The 16,502-nt window shown below is 71.2% G+C and carries 13 protein-coding genes; 12 read left to right on the top strand and 1 reads right to left on the bottom strand.

Annotated features, from left to right (window positions below; all coding sequences use genetic code 11):
- Positions 1-228 precede the first annotated feature (228 nt).
- The 7 genes from AB0H21_RS35200 (at position 229) to AB0H21_RS35170 (ending at position 9,184) form a co-directional block, all read left to right on the top strand.
- Complete coding sequence (locus AB0H21_RS35200) at positions 229-420, top strand: hypothetical protein (protein ID WP_358525572.1); 192 nt, start codon at positions 229-231, stop codon at positions 418-420.
- A gap of 144 nt (positions 421-564) precedes the next feature.
- On the top strand, positions 565-960 hold the full coding sequence (locus tag AB0H21_RS35195; RefSeq protein ID WP_358525570.1) for an ATP-binding protein: 396 nt from the start codon (positions 565-567) through the stop codon (positions 958-960).
- A gap of 166 nt (positions 961-1,126) precedes the next feature.
- Positions 1,127-1,810 carry a phosphoribosylformylglycinamidine synthase subunit PurQ gene (gene purQ / locus AB0H21_RS35190; protein WP_358525568.1) on the top strand — a complete coding sequence of 228 codons (684 nt, stop codon included), beginning with the start codon at positions 1,127-1,129 and terminating at the stop codon, positions 1,808-1,810.
- Between the two features lie 32 nt (positions 1,811-1,842).
- On the top strand, positions 1,843-4,098 hold the full coding sequence (gene purL / locus AB0H21_RS35185; protein WP_358525566.1) for a phosphoribosylformylglycinamidine synthase subunit PurL: 2,256 nt from the start codon (positions 1,843-1,845) through the stop codon (positions 4,096-4,098).
- Positions 4,099-4,425: 327 nt separating this feature from the next.
- Positions 4,426-6,516 (top strand): adenylate/guanylate cyclase domain-containing protein, encoded by a 2,091-nt coding sequence (locus tag AB0H21_RS35180; RefSeq protein ID WP_358525564.1) that lies wholly within the window; start codon positions 4,426-4,428, stop codon positions 6,514-6,516.
- A gap of 290 nt (positions 6,517-6,806) precedes the next feature.
- Positions 6,807-7,481, top strand: coding sequence for a Crp/Fnr family transcriptional regulator (locus AB0H21_RS35175; RefSeq protein WP_358525562.1), 675 nt, complete (start codon positions 6,807-6,809; stop codon positions 7,479-7,481).
- A 212-nt stretch (positions 7,482-7,693) separates the two neighbouring features.
- A complete protein-coding gene (locus AB0H21_RS35170) occupies positions 7,694-9,184 on the top strand; it encodes an MFS transporter (protein WP_358525561.1) in 1,491 nt (496 codons plus the stop codon).
- Between the two features lie 75 nt (positions 9,185-9,259).
- Here AB0H21_RS35170 and AB0H21_RS35165 read toward each other — a convergent pair whose 3' ends face one another.
- Positions 9,260-9,928 carry a TetR family transcriptional regulator gene (locus AB0H21_RS35165; protein WP_358525559.1) on the bottom strand — a complete coding sequence of 223 codons (669 nt, stop codon included), beginning with the start codon at positions 9,926-9,928 and terminating at the stop codon, positions 9,260-9,262.
- Positions 9,929-10,007: 79 nt separating this feature from the next.
- On the opposite strand from AB0H21_RS35165, the gene AB0H21_RS35160 reads away from it, so the two are divergent.
- The 5 genes from AB0H21_RS35160 (at position 10,008) to AB0H21_RS35140 (ending at position 16,498) form a co-directional block, all read left to right on the top strand.
- A complete protein-coding gene (locus AB0H21_RS35160; RefSeq protein WP_358525557.1) occupies positions 10,008-11,435 on the top strand; it encodes a DHA2 family efflux MFS transporter permease subunit in 1,428 nt (475 codons plus the stop codon).
- 131 nt (positions 11,436-11,566) lie between these two features.
- Positions 11,567-12,199, top strand: a complete 633-nt coding sequence (locus AB0H21_RS35155) for an RICIN domain-containing protein (protein ID WP_358525555.1) — start codon at positions 11,567-11,569, stop codon at positions 12,197-12,199.
- Between the two features lie 332 nt (positions 12,200-12,531).
- Positions 12,532-13,068, top strand: coding sequence for a PadR family transcriptional regulator (locus tag AB0H21_RS35150; protein WP_358525553.1), 537 nt, complete (start codon positions 12,532-12,534; stop codon positions 13,066-13,068).
- 59 nt (positions 13,069-13,127) lie between these two features.
- The gene (locus AB0H21_RS35145; RefSeq protein ID WP_358525581.1) at positions 13,128-13,862 is read left to right on the top strand and encodes an ABC transporter ATP-binding protein; all 735 of its coding nucleotides are present in this window, start codon (positions 13,128-13,130) and stop codon (positions 13,860-13,862) included.
- Complete coding sequence (locus AB0H21_RS35140) at positions 13,859-16,498, top strand: ABC transporter permease (RefSeq protein ID WP_358525551.1); 2,640 nt, start codon at positions 13,859-13,861, stop codon at positions 16,496-16,498. Before AB0H21_RS35145 ends, AB0H21_RS35140 begins: the two co-directional genes overlap by 4 nt.
- Positions 16,499-16,502 lie beyond the last annotated feature (4 nt).

Genomic DNA, 16,502 nt, shown 5'->3' with positions numbered 1-16,502 from the left:
ATGTCAGCCGGCACACCCCAAGAAGCCCTCGACTGCGCCTGTGGTCTCTACCTCAGCTACTGACCCCCGAAGGACTTACGGGCGGGACCACTTAGACGCCCGTGGCGCCTGTTCAGGCGAGGTCGCGGCAAGCGGGTCGGCCGGCACGCTCTCGGACAGCCGTACGTCGAAGTCGAACGCGGCGAACCCGACCTCGCCGACCGCGCCGCGGCGGTACTGCTCGACCGCATGGAGCCGGCCTGGACGATCCTGTACGGGCCGTGGAGCCGCCGCTTCTACGCCCTGGCCCTGTACCCGACCCCGGAGCCGCTGGTCGTGGAGGCGCGCACCGCGCAGGAGCTTCTCGCCCAGATGCGCCAAGCCGAGCAGGAGACGCCGGTCCGCGCCCGTCCGCGCACCGCGGTCACGCCGGCCGCCTGAGCCCTCCGGGGCCTCGCCGCCTGTCATCCTCCACGTCGTATATCCCACGTCACCCGCTGGTGACATCGGCACTCGCCGCAGACCCCGTCCGGTGTGCCGTACGGCCTGTCCTCCGCCACCCCCTGACCAAGGACGCCTGACGCGATGAGCACTCCCGCCCCGCGAACCGAGACCGCCGTCTTCCCGGCCGCCGAGACTTCCGTGGCCGAGGCCCGGCGCTGGCTGGGCAAGATCCTGGATGGTCATCCCCGCCGCGACGACGCGGTCCTGCTGCTCTCGGAGGCCGCCACCAACTCCCTGTCACACACCGAATCCGTCACGATAGGCGTGACCATGACGATCGAGGAGAACGGCGACGTGCGGATCGAGGTCGCCGACGAAGGCGCCGAGACCATCCCGAGCATCCCCGCGCACCCCGACGACGACCTGACGTCGTCCGGCCGCGGCATCCGCCTGATCCGTGCCCTGTCCACTCGTTGGGGATTCACCGAGGACCACCCGCATCACGTCCTCTGGTTCGTCGCCTCGGCTCACGACTAGTCGGCCTGTGGGTGGGTCACGCCCAACACCACGGAGAAGGCGTCGGACGGCTGGGGACCGGTCGCGTGCGGCCAGCGGGTAGCCTGAGGTGTACCGCCGCGAGACCGCCGTCCGATCTTGTGTGAGACGTCGGCGCGGCGTTCGCATGTGGAGGGGTACGAAAGCCATGGGTGCTGCCCGCGTGGGCGTGGTCACATTTCCGGGAACCCTTGACGATCAGGACGCCGCCAGGGCCGTCCGGCACGCGGGCGCGGAGGCCGTCCCCCTCTGGCACGCCGACCGCGATCTCAGGGGTGTGGACGCGGTCTTCCTGCCCGGAGGTTTCTCCTACGGCGACTACCTGCGGTGCGGGGCGATCTCCCGCTTCGCGCCGTTGATGGACGAGCTGATCCCGGCGGCTCGCGCCGGGCTTCCCGTGCTCGGCACCTGCAACGGCTTCCAGATCCTCTGCGAGGCCCACCTGCTGCCGGGCGCGCTCACCCGTAACCAGGGGCTCCACTACGTCTGCCGCGACCAGCGCGTCCTCGTCGAGAACGCCACGACCGCCTGGACGGGCGACTACGCCCCCGGCCAGGAACTGCTGCTGCCCGTCAAGCACGGCGAGGGCCGTTACGTCGCCGACGCGGCCACGGTCGCCGCACTGGAGTCCGGCGGCCAGGTCGTCTTCCGCTACCTGGGCACCAACCCGAACGGGTCGATCAACGACATCGCGGGCATCAGCAACGAGGCGGGCAACGTGGTCGGCCTCATGCCCCACCCCGAGCACGCCGTCGAGGAACTCACCGGAGCGCCGAGCGTGGACGGCAGGGGCTTCTTCACCTCGATCCTGAAGAGGTTCGTCAACCTGTGACCGACGCCACGAGCGCGCCGCGAGGAGCACACATGATCGACTCAGTCGAGCGGGCCGACCGGACCCCCGACGAGCCGCAGCCGTACGCCGAGCTCGGCATGAAGGCCGACGAGTACGACCGGGTGCGGGCCATCCTGGGCCGCCGGCCCACGTCGTCCGAGCTCGCCATCTACTCGGTCATGTGGAGCGAGCACTGCTCCTACAAGTCGTCCAAGGTGCACCTGCGCCAGTTCGGCACCAAGGCCCCCAAGTCGGACGCCCTGCTGGTCGGCATGGGCGAGAACGCCGGCGTCGTCGACATCGGCGACGGCTGGGCCGCCACCTTCAAGATCGAGTCGCACAACCACCCGTCGTACGTCGAGCCCCACCAGGGCGCGGCGACCGGCGTCGGCGGCATCGTCCGCGACATCATGTCGATGGGCGCCCGGCCGGTCGCCGTCATGGACTCCCTGCGGTTCGGCGCCCTCGACGCCCCCGACACGCGGCGGGTGCTGCCCGGCGTCGTCGAGGGCATCAGCTCCTACGGCAACTGCCTGGGCCTGCCGAACATCGGCGGCGAGGTCGTCTTCGACCCCTGCTACATCGGCAACCCGCTGGTCAACGCGCTGTGCGTGGGCCTGCTGCGCAAAGACCAGATCAAGCTCGCCACCGCGCCGGGCCCGGGCAACAAGGTCGTGCTGTTCGGCGCCCGCACCGGCCCCGACGGCATCGGCGGCGCCTCGGTGCTCGCCTCGGCGACCTTCGAGGACGAGGCGCACGCCAAGCGGCCCGCCGTGCAGGTGGGCGACCCGTTCATGGAGAAGCTCCTCATCGAGTGCTGCCTGGAGCTGTTCGAGGCCGACGTCGTCGTCGGCATCCAGGACCTCGGCGCGGCCGGGGTGTCCTGCGCGACGACCGAGCTCGCGGCCAAGGGCACGGGCGGCATGCGCGTCGACCTCGGCCTGGTGCCGCTGCGCGACCCCTCGCTCCTCCCCGAGGAGATCCTGATGAGCGAGTCGCAGGAGCGCATGATGGCCGTCGTGACGCCCGAGGACATCGACGCGTTCATGGCGATCTGCGCCCGCTGGGACGTCCCGGCCACGGTGATCGGCGAGGTCACCGACACCGGGCGGCTGGTGATGACCTGGAAGGGCGAGGTCATCGTGGACATCCCGCCGGGCACCGCGGCCGACGAGGGCCCGGTGTACGAGCGGCCGTTCCACGAGCCCGCCGGCCAGGCCACGCTGAACGCCGACGACGCCGGGCGCCTGCCGCGGCCGTCGGACCTGCGGGCCACGCTGCTCCAGCTCCTCGGGTCGGCGAACCTCGCCTCCAAGGAGTGGGTCACCTCCCAGTACGACCGCTATGTCCGGGGCAACACCGTGCTCGCCACGCCGGCCGACGCCGGGGTGCTGCGCGTCGGCGAGGTCATGCCGGGCGCCGAGCCGACCGACCGCGGCCTCGCCCTGGCCACCGACGGCAACGGCCGCTACGCCCGCCTCGACCCGTACGCGGGGGCGCAGCTCGCGCTCGCCGAGGCGTACCGCAACGTCGCCGTCACCGGCGCGCGCCCGCTGGCCGTCACCAACTGCCTCAACTTCGGCTCCCCGGAGGACCCCGAGGTGATGTGGCAGTTCGCCGAGGCCGTGCGCGGGCTCGCGGACGCCTGCAAGACCCTCGGCGTGCCGGTGACCGGCGGCAACGTCTCGTTCTACAACCAGACCGGCTCGACGGCGATCCACCCGACGCCCGTGGTGGGCGTGCTCGGCGTGCTGGACGATGTGCGCAGGCGCGTGCCGCACGGCTTCACCGCGCCCGGGCTGAAGATCGTCCTGCTGGGCGACACCGGCGAGGAGTTCGGCGGCTCCGAGTGGGCGCACGTCGCTCACGGGCACCTCGGCGGCTTGCCCCCGGCGGTCGACCTGGAGGCCGAGCGCGCGCTGGCCGTCGTCCTCGCCGAGGTGGCGAGGCGCGGGCTGGCCGAGGGCTCGCACGACGTGTCCGACGGCGGCCTGGCCGTGGCCCTGGCCGAGGCCACGCTGGCGCGCGGGGTCGGCGCGACCGTCCGGCTGCCCATCGAGGACGCCTTCACCGGCCTGTTCAGCGAGTCCACGGCGCGCGTGCTGGTCGCCGTGCGCCCGGAGGCGTTCGACGAGTTCGCCGAGCTGTGCGCACGGCACGAGGTGCCCTGCTACGGGCTGGGCACGACGGGCGGCGAGACGCTGATGGTCGAGGACGTTCTGGAGATCCCGGTGGACGAGCTGCGCGCGGTGCAGGAGGCGCCGCTTCCGGCGGTCTTCGGCGCCTGAGCTGTCTTCGGCGCCTGAGTGGCGTCCGTCTCCGGGCTTCGGCTCGGGCTTCGGGCTTCGGCTCGGGCTTCGGGCTTCGGAAAGGCGGTGGATCCCCCCACAGATCCACCGCCTTCAGAGCGGACGTCCGGTATTCGCATTTATCCGGTCGTATCTGACAAAATAATGGATGTTTCGGTCGCCCGTTACCCCGGGCGCCTCCGGCGAGGGCCGATGTTCCCAGGGGCATTCGTCCCGTCGAAACCCATGACTGTCCTCCGCCTCCCACGGCCAGCGGGATAATCGCCACATCCGGCAGAACTCGACCGGCCCATGCGGAGGAGAACCGTGCCGTCGACCGATCACGCGGAGGCGTCTCCCGCGAGCCCCCCGGCCGGAGCACCCCCAGGAGACCCCGCGGACGATCCGTATCTGCCACCCGCGACCCAGCCGGTGCGCGGCGTCGTCTGGGCGCTCCACATGGCGTTCCCGCTGCTCGGCCTGTGGCTGCTGCTGTCCAACCCCGACCGGCTGAACATCCGCTGGGAGCACCCGCCCAGCCACTTCCTGCTGATCGTCGCGGTCGCGGGCGTCAACGTCGTCCTCGGCCTGTTGATCAGCCAGGCGGCCGCCCGCCGCCAGGACGCGCGGCTGCTGCTCGTCTCGCTGGTCTTCCTCGGCAGCGCCGGGTTCTTCCTGCTGCACGGCCTGGCCACGCCGACCATCATCGTGGAACATGGCAGTTACGCCTTCGACATCGGCCAGCCGGTCGGCCTGACGTTCGCCTCGGTGCTGGCGTTCGCCTCGTCCCTGCCGCTCGGCGAGCGGGCGGCGGCCGCCATCCTGGCCCGGGCCGACCTGCTGCGCGCCGGCCTGGTGGTCATCCTGGTCGCCTGGGGCTGGGCCTCGCTGGTCGAAGGCCTCACACCGCTCAGCGCGGTGCCTCCCCCCGGCGGGGCGACCATCGGCTTCGTCTCGTGGATCGGCGCCGCGCTCTTCGCCCTGGCCGCCGCGCTGATGTTCCGCATCCACCGCAGGCGCCCCTCGGCGATGCTCGTCAGCCTGCTGACCGCGTACGCGCTGCTGGGCGAGGCGATGGTCGCGGGGTTCTTCCGCCCGAACTGGCTCATGTCGTGGTGGGAGTGGCACCTGCTGCTGACGCTGGCGTTCGTCTTCGTCGCCTACAGCGCCTACATCCAGTTCCGGCGCGAGGGCTCCAGCCAGGGGCTGTTCGACTCGGTGGCGCTGGCGGCGACGATCCGCCGCATCCAGGCCCGGTACGACGAGGCCCTCGAAGAGCTGGTCGGCCACCTGCGGCGCATGGGTGAGAGCGGGTCGTCCTCGGGGCCGCCCGTGGCGACCCGGCTGGCCGGCAAGTTCCGGCTGAACGAGGGCCAGGCCGCCGTGCTGGACCGCGCGGGGCAGGCCCTGGCGGCCGAGCGCGAGCTGTCGGCGCGGCTCGGCGCGCTGGTCGACGTCGGGCGCCGCGCGCGGGTCGGCCTCCGCGAGGAAGAGCTGCTGGCCGGGTCGCTGGAGCGGGTCCGGCAGGCGTACGGGGACGTGCGCATCGGGCTGGTGTCGAACGGGCAGGTGGCGGTCGGCGAGCGGCGGTTCGGCGTGGACGACTTCAAGGAGACCGAGGTGATCATCGGCGACGGGGTCGTCGTCCACCCGCTGACCGTGAAGGGCGTGCTGGCCGGGGCCCTGGAGGTGCCCGTCGGCGCCACCCGGCAGGACGAGGCGCTCGCGGCCACGCTGGCGAGCCAGCTCTCGATCGCGCTGGAGAACGCCCGGCTGTACCGCGAGCTGGAGACGCTGTTCCGGCAGTACATGTCGCCGGACGTCGCGGCGTCACTGCTCGCCGACCCTGACCAGGCCGCGCTCGGTGGGTCGCTGGTCGAGCTGACCGCGCTGTTCGCCGACCTCAAGGGGTTCACGACGTTCTCCGAGCGGGTCGAACCGGGTGAGATCGTCGAGATGCTGAACCGCTACCACGGGGTCGCCGTGCCGTGCGTGCTGGAGCACGGCGGGACGATCGTGCAGTTCGTCGGCGATGCCCTGCTCGCCCTGTTCAACGCCCCGGCGGCGCAGGAGATGCACGCCGCCCAGGCCGCGCGGGCGGCCCTCGCCATGCAGGCGGCGGCCGAGGAGATCGCGGCGGGCAACCCCGGCTACCCGAGGTTCCGCATCGGCATCAACACCGGTCTGGCGCTCGTGGGCAACATCGGCGCCCCGGAGCTGCGCGGGTTCAACGCGATGGGGGACGCCGTCAACGTCGCCGCGCGCCTGGAGTCCCTGGCCGAGCCGGGCACGGTGGTCATCGGGGCCACGACCCGTGCCCAGCTCGGGCCCGGCGCCGAGGTCCGCCCGCTCGGCGCGCTGACGCTGAAGGGCAAGGAGCAGAGCGTCGAGGCGTTCGTCCTCACCTCTCTGGATTGAGGCATCCGTTCTGGACCGGGGCTCCCGTCCGGCCGAGGCGTCCGCGCGGACCGGGGCTCTCATCCGGACCGAGGCGTCCCCCGGGACTGGGGTTCCCGTCCGGAGTGAGGCATCCGTCCCGGGCTGGGGGGTCCTGTCCAGGCCGAGGCGCGCCCCGGTTGTCCACAGGCTGGGGACGCGGCGCACGTCCGTACGCGCAGTTGTCCACAGGCGGGAAGACGACGGGGTTGGGGCGTCAGACAAGCCGCGATAATCGGGAACGTTCCCCTGCCGCGTTCTTTGGAGTAGCGATGACGTCCCAGCCGTCCCCCGAGCCCGGGGAGTTCCTCTCCCTGCTCACCGCGGACGAGATCGCCGACCTCACGGCCGCGGGCCGTACGCGCCGGTGGGATCGCGGCGCGACCGTGATGACCGAGGGCGACACCGCCGACTGGGTGCTCGTCCTGACCTCGGGCCGGGTCAAGGTCTCCTCGCACACCGCCGGGGGCACCGAGGTCGTGCTCGCCATCCGGGGCCCGGGCGCGCTTCTGGGCGAGATGTCCGGCATCAGCGACGAGCCACGCTCGGGCACGGTCACCGCGCTGGAGCCCGTCGAGGGCGTCGTGATCCGCGAGTTCGCGGGCTTCCTCAACGAGCACGGCCGCGTCGCCGTCCTGCTCCTGCGGCTCGTCGTCGGCCGCCTGCGCGATTCCGACCGCAAGCGCGTCGAGTACGGCGCGTTCGACACCACCGGGCGGGTGGCCACGCGCCTGGTCGAGCTGGCCGAGCGCTTCGGCGAGCCGACCAACGGCGGCGTCAAGGTCGCGCTCCCGCTCTCGCAGGACGAGCTGGCGGGGTGGACGGGCGCGTCGCGCGAGGCGGTCAGCAAGGCCCTGCGCTCGCTGCGCGACCGCGGCCTGATCGAGACGGGCCGGCGGCGCGTGACCATCTACGACCTCGAAGGCCTGCGCAGGCGCGCCCGCTGACCCATCCGTCCGATGAAGAACTTCAGAAAGTCAGAGGGTTTGAACTGATTTAAGGCCTCACTGGCCGCCGCGGGCAGGCAGGGCCTGACCTGGGGAAGGTTTCAGCCGCCGCCCCGGACACCGGTGTGGTGACGTTATATACGGACGATTCCACTGACAACCGAGCATTTAGGCGACAAATACGGACGTAAGGCTTAGATCAAACTAGGGGCATGGTCGCCCATCCGCTCGAACAGGCCGCTCCCCTCCTGCCCGGAACCCCCGAGTACGCGAAGAAGCTCCGATACGCCTGGCGGGTATGCTCGGTCACCAGCCTCGGCCTCGTCCTCATCGGCATCAACGCGAGCACGCTGAACGTCGCCCTCCCGGCCGTCGTGCGGCACTTCGACGCCGACGCCCTGGCCTCGTCCTGGATCCTGCTGTCGTACCTGCTGATCAACACGGCGACGCTGGTTTTCTTCGGGCGCGTGGCCGACCTGCTCGGGCGGCGCGAGGTCTACCTCGCCGGTTTCGCGCTGTTCGTCGCCGCCTCGCTGCTGGCCGGGCTCGCGCCGAACGTCGGCTTCCTGATCGCCATGCGCGGCCTGCAGGGAGTCGGCGCCGCGATGATCCTGGCCAACGGCACGGTCATCATCACCGGCGCCTTCCCGCCGGACCGCCTCAGCCAGGGCATGGGCGTGTACATCGGCACGCTGTCGGTGGCCCAACTCGCCGGGCCCACCCTCGGCGGCCTCATCGCCGACGCCGCCGGCTGGCAGTGGGTGTTCTGGGTCAACGTCCCCGCCGGGGTCGTCGGGCTGCTGTGGGGATGGGCCACGCTGCGCCGCGTCCCCGCGGGCCCGCGCACGCCGGTGGACGCGGCCGGCAACCTCATCGTCTTCGCCGCGCTGTCGGCGGTGCTCATCGCCCTCTCCGAGGCGGGCTCGCGCGGCCTGGCGAGCCCGGTGTTCATCACGGGAACGCTGATCTTCCTGATCCTGGTGCCCGTGCTGGTCGTGGTCGAGCGCCGAGCCTCCCATCCGGTTCTGGACGCCCGCCTCTTCGGAGAACGCATGCTGACGTTCGCCAACCTCGCGTCCTTCTGCGCGGCGCTGTCCCGCTCGGCACTGATCCTGCTGGTCGCCCTGTACTTCCAGGCCGCGCGCGGGATGGACGCGTTCACGGCCGCGCTCGGCGTGCTCCCGGTGCCCATCGGCATGGCGCTCGCGTCCCCGATCGCGGGCGCGCTCGGCCGGCGGGTCTCGCCGTACGTCCTGTCCGTCGGCGGGTGCCTGCTCACCTTCGGCGGGCTGACCTGCCTGACACTGTCGACAGGTACCGCCACGCCGTACTGGATCATCGGCACGGGCCTGTTCCTCTCGGGCTGCGGCAACGGGACGTTCCTCACCGGCAACACGACGCAGGTGATGAGCGCGCTGCCGCCGGGAAGCCTGGGCGTGGTGAACGGCTTCCGGCTCATGATCATGAACGTCGGCATCGTGCTCAGCGTCGCCACCACCCTCAGCGTGCTGACCGGCACGCTGTCCCCCGCCCTGCGCGACCTCGTGTACGCCGGCACGCTGTCGCGGCTGTCGCCCGTGGCCGTCGAGCACCTGATGGCCGGGTTCCAGCGGACGTATCTCGTCCTCACGACGGTCGCGCTCGCGGGCGTCGTCACGGCCGCCTGCGCCCGCCCGCGCCGGAAGACCGCCGCGCCGGGCTAGAACAGGGCTAGAGCTCGGCAACCAGGGCCAGAGCTCCGCGGCAACCAGTCCTCGGGCAACGAGGCCAGAGCCCGGTCACGCGCGGCGGCGTGCCAGGCCCTCGACACCCTCCATCATCAGGTCGATGCCGAACGTGAAATATCGCTCGATGTCGGGCGGCGCGTGGAGCGTCGCGCCGTACTCGACCATGCGCGGGTAGCGGTCGCGCGGCAGCGTCTCGATGTGCAGCCTGCGCAGCCGCAGCGCCTCGGCCTGCTCCGCCTCGCTCATGTCGGCCGGCCAGCCCGGATGGTCCTTGACCAGGGCGATCGAGGCGTTCAGCAGGTAGGTCGCGATGTAGTAGCCCTCGACCGGGCTGAACCCGGCCGCGGACAGCGCGTCGAGGGCCGCCTCCGTCGCGCGCTTGAAACTCTCCAGCTCGTGCTTGTCCTCGACGACCGAGTTGAGGAAGTCGGGGAGGGACGGATGCTCGCGCATCGCGTCGACGAGTGCCCGCACCATGGCGCGCAGCCGCTTCTGCCACGGGTCGCCCGGGGCGATGTCCGCCGTCACGCCCGCGAGCAGGTGCTCGGCGAGCGCCCACACCAGCTCGTCCTTGTTCTTGAAATGCCAGTACAGCGCCATGGGGGTGACGCCCAGCCGGCCCGCCAGGCGCCGGATGGTCAGCGCCTCGACGCCGTCCTCGTTGGCGAGCGCCAAGGCCCGTTCGACCACGCTCTCGCGGGTCAGCTTGTCTGCGGCCACTTGACAACTATACGCGGTACAGGTTCTCCTATACAACGTACATGTACGACGTACAGGTACGCCGTAGAGGAGATTTGATGTGAATCGCAGATGGTGGGCCCTGGTGGCGGTCTCGCTGGCCACCTTCATGACGTATCTGGACAACAACGTGGTCAACGTGGCCCTGCCGACCATCCAGCGGGACCTGGGGCTGACGATCTCCGGCCTGGAGTGGATCGTCAGCGGCTACATGCTCGTGTTCGCCGGGCTGCTGATGGCGGGTGGACGGCTCGCGGACGTGTTCGGCCGGCGGCGCGTCTTCCTGACCGGCCTCGCCGTCTTCACGCTGGCGTCGGCGGCGGCCGGCCTGTCGGGGAACGGCGCGACGCTGATCCTCAGCCGGGGGTTGCAGGGCGTCGGCGCCGCGCTGCTGACCCCGACCGCGCTTGCGCTGATCCCGCGGATCTTCCCCGACCCGCGCGAGCGTGGCACGGCGGTCGGCATCTGGAGCGCCATCGGCGGCCTCGCGCTCGCCGTCGGCCCGCTGACCGGCGGGTTCATCAGCGAGAACTGGCACTGGGGCTGGATCTACCTGATCAACGTCCCGATCGGCGTCGTCACCTTCGCGCTCGCCGCCTGGGCCATCCGCGGATCCGGCCCCACCGTCCGCCACCGCCTGGACGTCCCCGGCCTACTGGCCTCCTCGCTCGGGCTGTTCGCGCTGACGTACGCGCTCATCGAGGGCGAGAGCCGGGGCTGGACGTCCGCGCTGATCCTCGGGTCCTTCGCGGTCGCGGCGGCCGCGGCGGCGGCCTTCGTCCTGATCGAGGTCCGCGCCGAGGAGCCGATGATCGACCTGTCGCTGTTCCGGGATCGCGTCTTCAGCGGCGGCATGCTGTCCATGGGGTTGTGGGCGTTCGGCGTCTTCGGCATCTACTTCTTCACCGCCCTGTGGCTGCAAAACGTCCTCGGCTTCACCCCGACCCAGGCCGGCGCGGCGTTCGTCCCCATGGCCCTGCTGACGGCGGCGCTCGCGACCATCGCGCCCCGCATCGCCGGCCGCCTCGGCACCGGACCGACCGTCGCCTTCGGCCTCGGCCTGATGGCCGCCGGGGTGGTCGCGCTGAGCCTCGTCGGCGAGGGCGGCACGTACATGCAGATCTTCCCCTGGCTGATGGTGTACGGCGTCGGGGCCGGGCTGCTCGTGCCGCTCACCAACGCGATCCTCGGAGCACTGCCGGAGGGCCGCGGGGGCGTCGCGTCGGCCGTGCTGAACGTCTCGCGTGAGGTGTTCGGCCTGCTCGGAGTGACCGTGCTCGGCGCGATCCTCAGCGCCCGCCAGAGCTCCTCCGCGGCGGACGGCGCGGGTCCCCTGACGGCGTTCCTGGACGGCTACCAGCTCGCGCTCGTCGTCGCGGCCGCCATCATCGCGGTCGGCGTCCCGGTCAGCCTGATCTCCCTGCGCTCCCGGCGCGCCGCGCTGCCCACCTCTGCGGACGCCCCGAAGATCCCCGAGCCCGTGGCCTGAACCGGACGCCGTCCCAGGGATTGATCCTTTCCATGGAGGATCATGTAACTACGGAGAGTCACCATCTGCCACGGTAAGCGAGGCGGCCCCGGCGAACGGAGGCCGCCTCACCGAGAAGAAGGGTTCTTTCCATGTCCTCCATGTCCTCCATGTCCTCCGCGGGACACGCGTCCGGACACCTCACCCCACCCTCGTCCACACGGCCCTTCGGGCGCTCCGCGCTGGCGCTCGCCTCGGCCGCCGCGGCCACGGCCGTCCTCGCGGCGCTGTCCCCGTCCGCCGCCCAGGCCGACGCCACCGCCCCGGACGAGCGCCAGCTCATCAACCGGATGGACGGCAGCCGCCTGGCCCTGATGAACGACGGCACGGGCGAGGGCGCGGTGGCCATCACGCTGCGATCCCCCGGCTGGCAGTACAAGACCGCCAAGTGGATCAACACCTACGACGCCGACGGCAACATGACGATCAAGAACGTCGCCGCCGGAAAGTGCCTCCAGCCCGCCACGGCCTCCCCGAAGGCAGGCGACGGCCTCGTCGTGAAGACCTGCGACGGCTCTGCGGCCCAGAAGTGGACCTACCGCTGGGAGGAGTCGGGCAACGGCAACTCCACCTGGTTCGCCCTGCGCCCCAAGTCCGCCCCCGGCCTGGCGATCACCCTCGCCGTCTACCAGGGCTCCGGCAGCTGGGACACCCTGTACCTGGACCGCGACCAGAACAGCACCGACCGCCTCTGGCGCTTCCTCCGCGACGGCCAAACCTGGTAACCCCTCTCGACCGAGCGCCGCCGCAGGGGCGGCGCTCGGTCGGCGTGAAGAAGAAGCTTGCTCGTGGCCGCCGCGGTCACGGTCCCTCACAACGAGGCGCTCCGCGCCAGGGGTTCGAGGCTGCAGTGCCCAAGAGGGGCTCCGCCCCCTTTCGATCCCCCTCCCGAAGGGCTTCGCCCCTCGGACTCCCCCTTCGACCTCGCCCCGGTCGTCCGTCAATTCACTGAGCGACCTCGTAACGTCGGGCGGCTCGCGCTGATCACCTCGACGCGGAGAGGAAATCCGGTGGATGTGTTTGCGTTGAGCATACTCGGTATGCATACTGAGTACTCATGTCGGTCCGGCACGGCCTGCTCGCTCTTCTCAGCCGTGCCCCGCGTTACGGGTACCAGCTTCGGGCCGAGTTCGAGGCGTCCACAGGGGCGACCTGGCCGCTGAACATCGGTCAGGTCTACACGACGCTGTCACGCCTGGAACGGGACGGCCTGGTAGCCCGAGGCGAACAGGCCGAACAGGACGACCAGGGCCGGGTCATGTATGCGATCACGCAGGCGGGCGTGGACGAGCTCGACCAGTGGTTCGCCAGGCCGGTCTCCCGGACCGACCGGCCCCGCGATGAGCTGGTCATCAAGCTCGCGATGGCCGTCACCACCCCCGGCGTGGACGTCGCACGCGTCGTCCGGGCGCAGCGAGCCGCGACCATGCGAAGCCTGCAGGAGCTGACGCGGGCCAAACGCGGCCTAGACACCTCGCATCAGGCCGCGCAGCGCCTGGTCCTCGACTCGATGATCTTTCAGGCCGAGGCCGAGCAGCGCTGGCTCGACCACTGCGAGGCCGTCCTCGCCGCACCCCCGAAGGAGACCACGTGACCGAGCCCGACCCGTCCACCCATCCGCAGGAGCGGTCACACGCGCCGGTCGGTGTCTCCCTGTCCGCCGAGGCCGCCTCGCCGGCTGCGGCGGACACGCCCGTCGTCCGCCTGATCGACGTCGTACGGACCCACGGCGACGGGCCGCAGGCCGTACACGCTCTGAAGGGGGTCAGCCTGGAGATGCGGGCCGGAGAACTGGTCGCGGTGATGGGGCCATCCGGATCCGGCAAATCCACCCTGCTCAACATCGCGGGCGGCCTCGACCGGCCGACCGCCGGATCGGTCCTGGTCGAGGGGCACCCGCTGGAGACCCTTTCGGCCAAGCGACTCGCGGCGCTGCGCAGACGCAGGGCCGGCTATGTCTTTCAGGACCTCAACCTGATCCCGTCGCTGACCGTGGCCGAGAACGTCGCATTGCCGCGCGAGCTGGACGGAGCCGGCATGAGGAGCGCGAGGAAGGACGCGCTGGCCGTGCTCGGCGAGGTCGGCCTCGCCGGCATGGCAGATCGATTCCCCGACGAGATATCGGGAGGCCAACGGCAGCGGGCCGCGATCGCGCGGGCGCTGGTGGGGAAGCGGCGGCTGCTCCTGGCCGACGAGCCGACCGGCGCGCTCGACACCCCTATGGGCGACGAGATCCTGCGCCTGCTCCGCGGACAAGCCGACGCCGGGGCCGCCGTCCTGCTGGTCACCCATGAACCGCGGTACGCCGCCTGGGCCGACCGCGTCATCTTCCTGAGAGACGGACAGATCGTCGACGGACCCGGCGACGGCCTGGTGAGCGCGCGATGAGCACCTTACGAGCCGCTCTGCGGATCTCCCGCCGCAACGCCTGGCGCTCCAAACGGCGCACCGGTCTGATCCTCGCGATGATCGCGCTGCCGGTCATCGTCGCCACCTGCGTGGCGACCGGCATGTCGGTTGCCACGGCACATACCGATAGCCGGGTGACATATCCGCTGGGGCAGGCCGACGCCGTGGTGTGGGGCGACCACAGCTGGACTCAGGTCACTCAGGACGCCGCGGGTAATGGGATCGGCTTCGAGCCGGGCGGGCGGGAGAAGCCGTTCACGACGGCCGAGATCACCCAGATGTTCGGCCCGGGCAGCCGGGCGATTCCGATGTCCCAGGGTACGCTGCGCTTCCTGACCCCGCAGGGGTACGTCTCCGGCTGGATGCGCCAGGTGGACCTGCGTGACCCGCTGTCCCAGGGAACCTTCCGCCTGCTGGAGGGCAGGTTGCCCGCGGCGCCCGGAGAGGTGGTGGCGGCCCCCAAGATGCTCGACTGGGGCGCGACCACTGGCATGACGCTTTTCGACACCCAGAGGCGGGTGCCGCTGCGGATCGTCGGTGTCGTCCTGTTCTCACAGGTGGGGACCTGGCCCGATCTCGCGGCGTTCCCGGGCAGCCTGCCGACCGGCACCTCCGGCTCGATCGACCCCAGGGAATCGGCAGGTTGGCTCGTGGACGCGCCGAATCCGGTGTCATGGGCGGACGTGCGGCGGCTCAACGCACATGGCCTGGTGGTCGTCAGCCGGGCGGTCCTCGACGGAGGTCTGCCCCCTGACCCCAACACGTTCGAGATCCGCAGTGGAGAATCGTCCCTCGCAGCGGTCCCGTGGATCGGGATGATGCTGCTGGAGGTCGTCCTGCTGGCCGGATCCGCCTTCGCGGTGGGTCGTCGGCGCAGGGCCCGCGAGTTCGCCCTCGTCGCCGCTCAGGGCGGCTCACCGGGACAGCTCCGTATGATCGCGCTCGCCGACGGCCTGTTGTTCGGCGCCGGCGCTTCAGTGATCGGGACGGCCCTGGGCATCGGCGCGGCGGCCCTCACCATGCCCAGATTCGAGATGCTCAACGGGGTCATGGCGGGGCCGTTCGAGGTTCCCTGGGGGGCGGTGGCGGTCATCGTGGTGCTGGGCATCACCGCCGGCCTACTGGCCGCGCTCGCCCCGGCCGCCCGTGTGAGCCGTACGGACGCCGCGGCCGTTCTGGCGGGCCGGCGCGCACCTGGGCGGGACCGCGCGGGCCGGCCGGTGCTGGGGCTCGTCCTCATCCTCGCGGGCATCACAGCGACGGTCGTGAGCACCCGGCACGGGATCGCATGGATCGTGGCCTCGGCCCTGCTCACCCAATTGGGGCTGGTCGCCGTCGTCCCCCGGCTCATCACGCTGACGGGCAGGCTGGCCGGTTTCCTGCCGTTGCCGCTCCGGTTCGCCGCCAGGGACGCGGCCCGCAACCGGGGCCGTACGGCTCCCGCCGTCGCCGCGGTGATGACCGCCGTCGTGGCGCTCACCGCGCTGGGCGTGGCGTGGAAGAGCGGGATGGCCCAGGGCCCCACATTTGGGCCCGAATATCCGCAAGGACCCGCGGGGGCGTTCTCGATCCAGAGCGATGATCTGAGCCCGGAGCTGTGGGATCGTGTGCGGGCCGTGGTGCGGAAGGAACTGCCCGCAAGTGTGCCGGTCATCGAAGGCCAGGCGCTCGCGGGGAAGTCCGGTGTGCCGCTCGGAGTGGACATGCCGACACCGGGGCTGAATCAAGATCGCCCGTTTGACTGGGTGAACTCCAGCGCGGGTGGCCTTCTGATCGGTGACGAGAACCTGCTTCGCTATGTGCTGGGGCGAGAGGATCGTCAGGCGGTCACAGCGCTCCACGATGGAAAGGCCGTCGTGCTCAACCCCGCCGCCGTACGGGACAGGAAGATCGAGATTGATGTCTCACGGGAAGACGGATCCAGCAATTCGGACGACCCCAAGCTCTCCCTGCCGGCGATCGGAGTGCGGGCCACCGGGCAGGGCTGGGCCCGGGCCGTCGTCGCACCCGAGGCGGTCAGGAAGAGGCGCTACACCACCGCGACCGTGCTGCTGCTGGTGAATCCCGCCGATTTCCGAGTCTCAAGCGCGACGGCACAGCGGATCGCGAAGCAGGTGGGCGCGATCACGCTTCAGGCGGCCGTCCGCCTCGAGGTGCCGGACGCCCCTGACGACACACTGCTGTTGATCCTGCTGGGCGGAGCCGCGGCCGTGCTGGTGCTCGGGATGACGTTCGTCGCGACCATGCTGGCCGCCGTGGAGGCGAGACCGGATCTGGAGACCATGTCCGCGGTCGGAGCTGCCCCCCGGCTGAAGCGGGCCGTGGTCGCGGGTCAGGCCCTGGTGATCGCGCTGCTGGGGTCGGCCACCGGAGTCCTCGCCGGCCTGGCGCCGGGCATCGCCGTCAGGTGGCCGCTGGCCCATCGGCATTCCGACTGGCAGCTCCTGGGTCCCGATGGAATCCTCATAGCCCGGCCCGACAATGTGACACCGGTGATCGCGATCCCCTGGACCCTGATCGGCCTGACCGTCATAGGGCTGCCGTTGATGGCCGCGCTCGGCGGGGCCCTGCTCACCAGGTCACGGCTCCCGACCCCCCGGCGCAGAGCCATGTGAGACG

This window comes from Sphaerisporangium sp. NPDC051011, from assembly GCF_040653595.1.
Taxonomy (GTDB): domain Bacteria; phylum Actinomycetota; class Actinomycetes; order Streptosporangiales; family Streptosporangiaceae; genus Sphaerisporangium.
Note: the sequence above shows the minus strand (reverse complement) of the source record. Positions and strands in the feature narration are given on the sequence as shown.

Coding starts and splice junctions, on each gene's coding strand:
- purL (WP_358525566.1), top strand. CDS start 1,843: ATGATCGACTCAGTCGAGCGGGCCGACCGGACCCCCGACGAGCCGCAG.
- AB0H21_RS35155 (WP_358525555.1), top strand. CDS start 11,567: ATGTCCTCCATGTCCTCCATGTCCTCCGCGGGACACGCGTCCGGACAC.
- AB0H21_RS35195 (WP_358525570.1), top strand. CDS start 565: ATGAGCACTCCCGCCCCGCGAACCGAGACCGCCGTCTTCCCGGCCGCC.
- AB0H21_RS35200 (WP_358525572.1), top strand. CDS start 229: ATGGAGCCGGCCTGGACGATCCTGTACGGGCCGTGGAGCCGCCGCTTC.
- AB0H21_RS35175 (WP_358525562.1), top strand. CDS start 6,807: ATGACGTCCCAGCCGTCCCCCGAGCCCGGGGAGTTCCTCTCCCTGCTC.
- AB0H21_RS35150 (WP_358525553.1), top strand. CDS start 12,532: ATGTCGGTCCGGCACGGCCTGCTCGCTCTTCTCAGCCGTGCCCCGCGT.
- AB0H21_RS35140 (WP_358525551.1), top strand. CDS start 13,859: ATGAGCACCTTACGAGCCGCTCTGCGGATCTCCCGCCGCAACGCCTGG.
- AB0H21_RS35170 (WP_358525561.1), top strand. CDS start 7,694: ATGGTCGCCCATCCGCTCGAACAGGCCGCTCCCCTCCTGCCCGGAACC.
- purQ (WP_358525568.1), top strand. CDS start 1,127: ATGGGTGCTGCCCGCGTGGGCGTGGTCACATTTCCGGGAACCCTTGAC.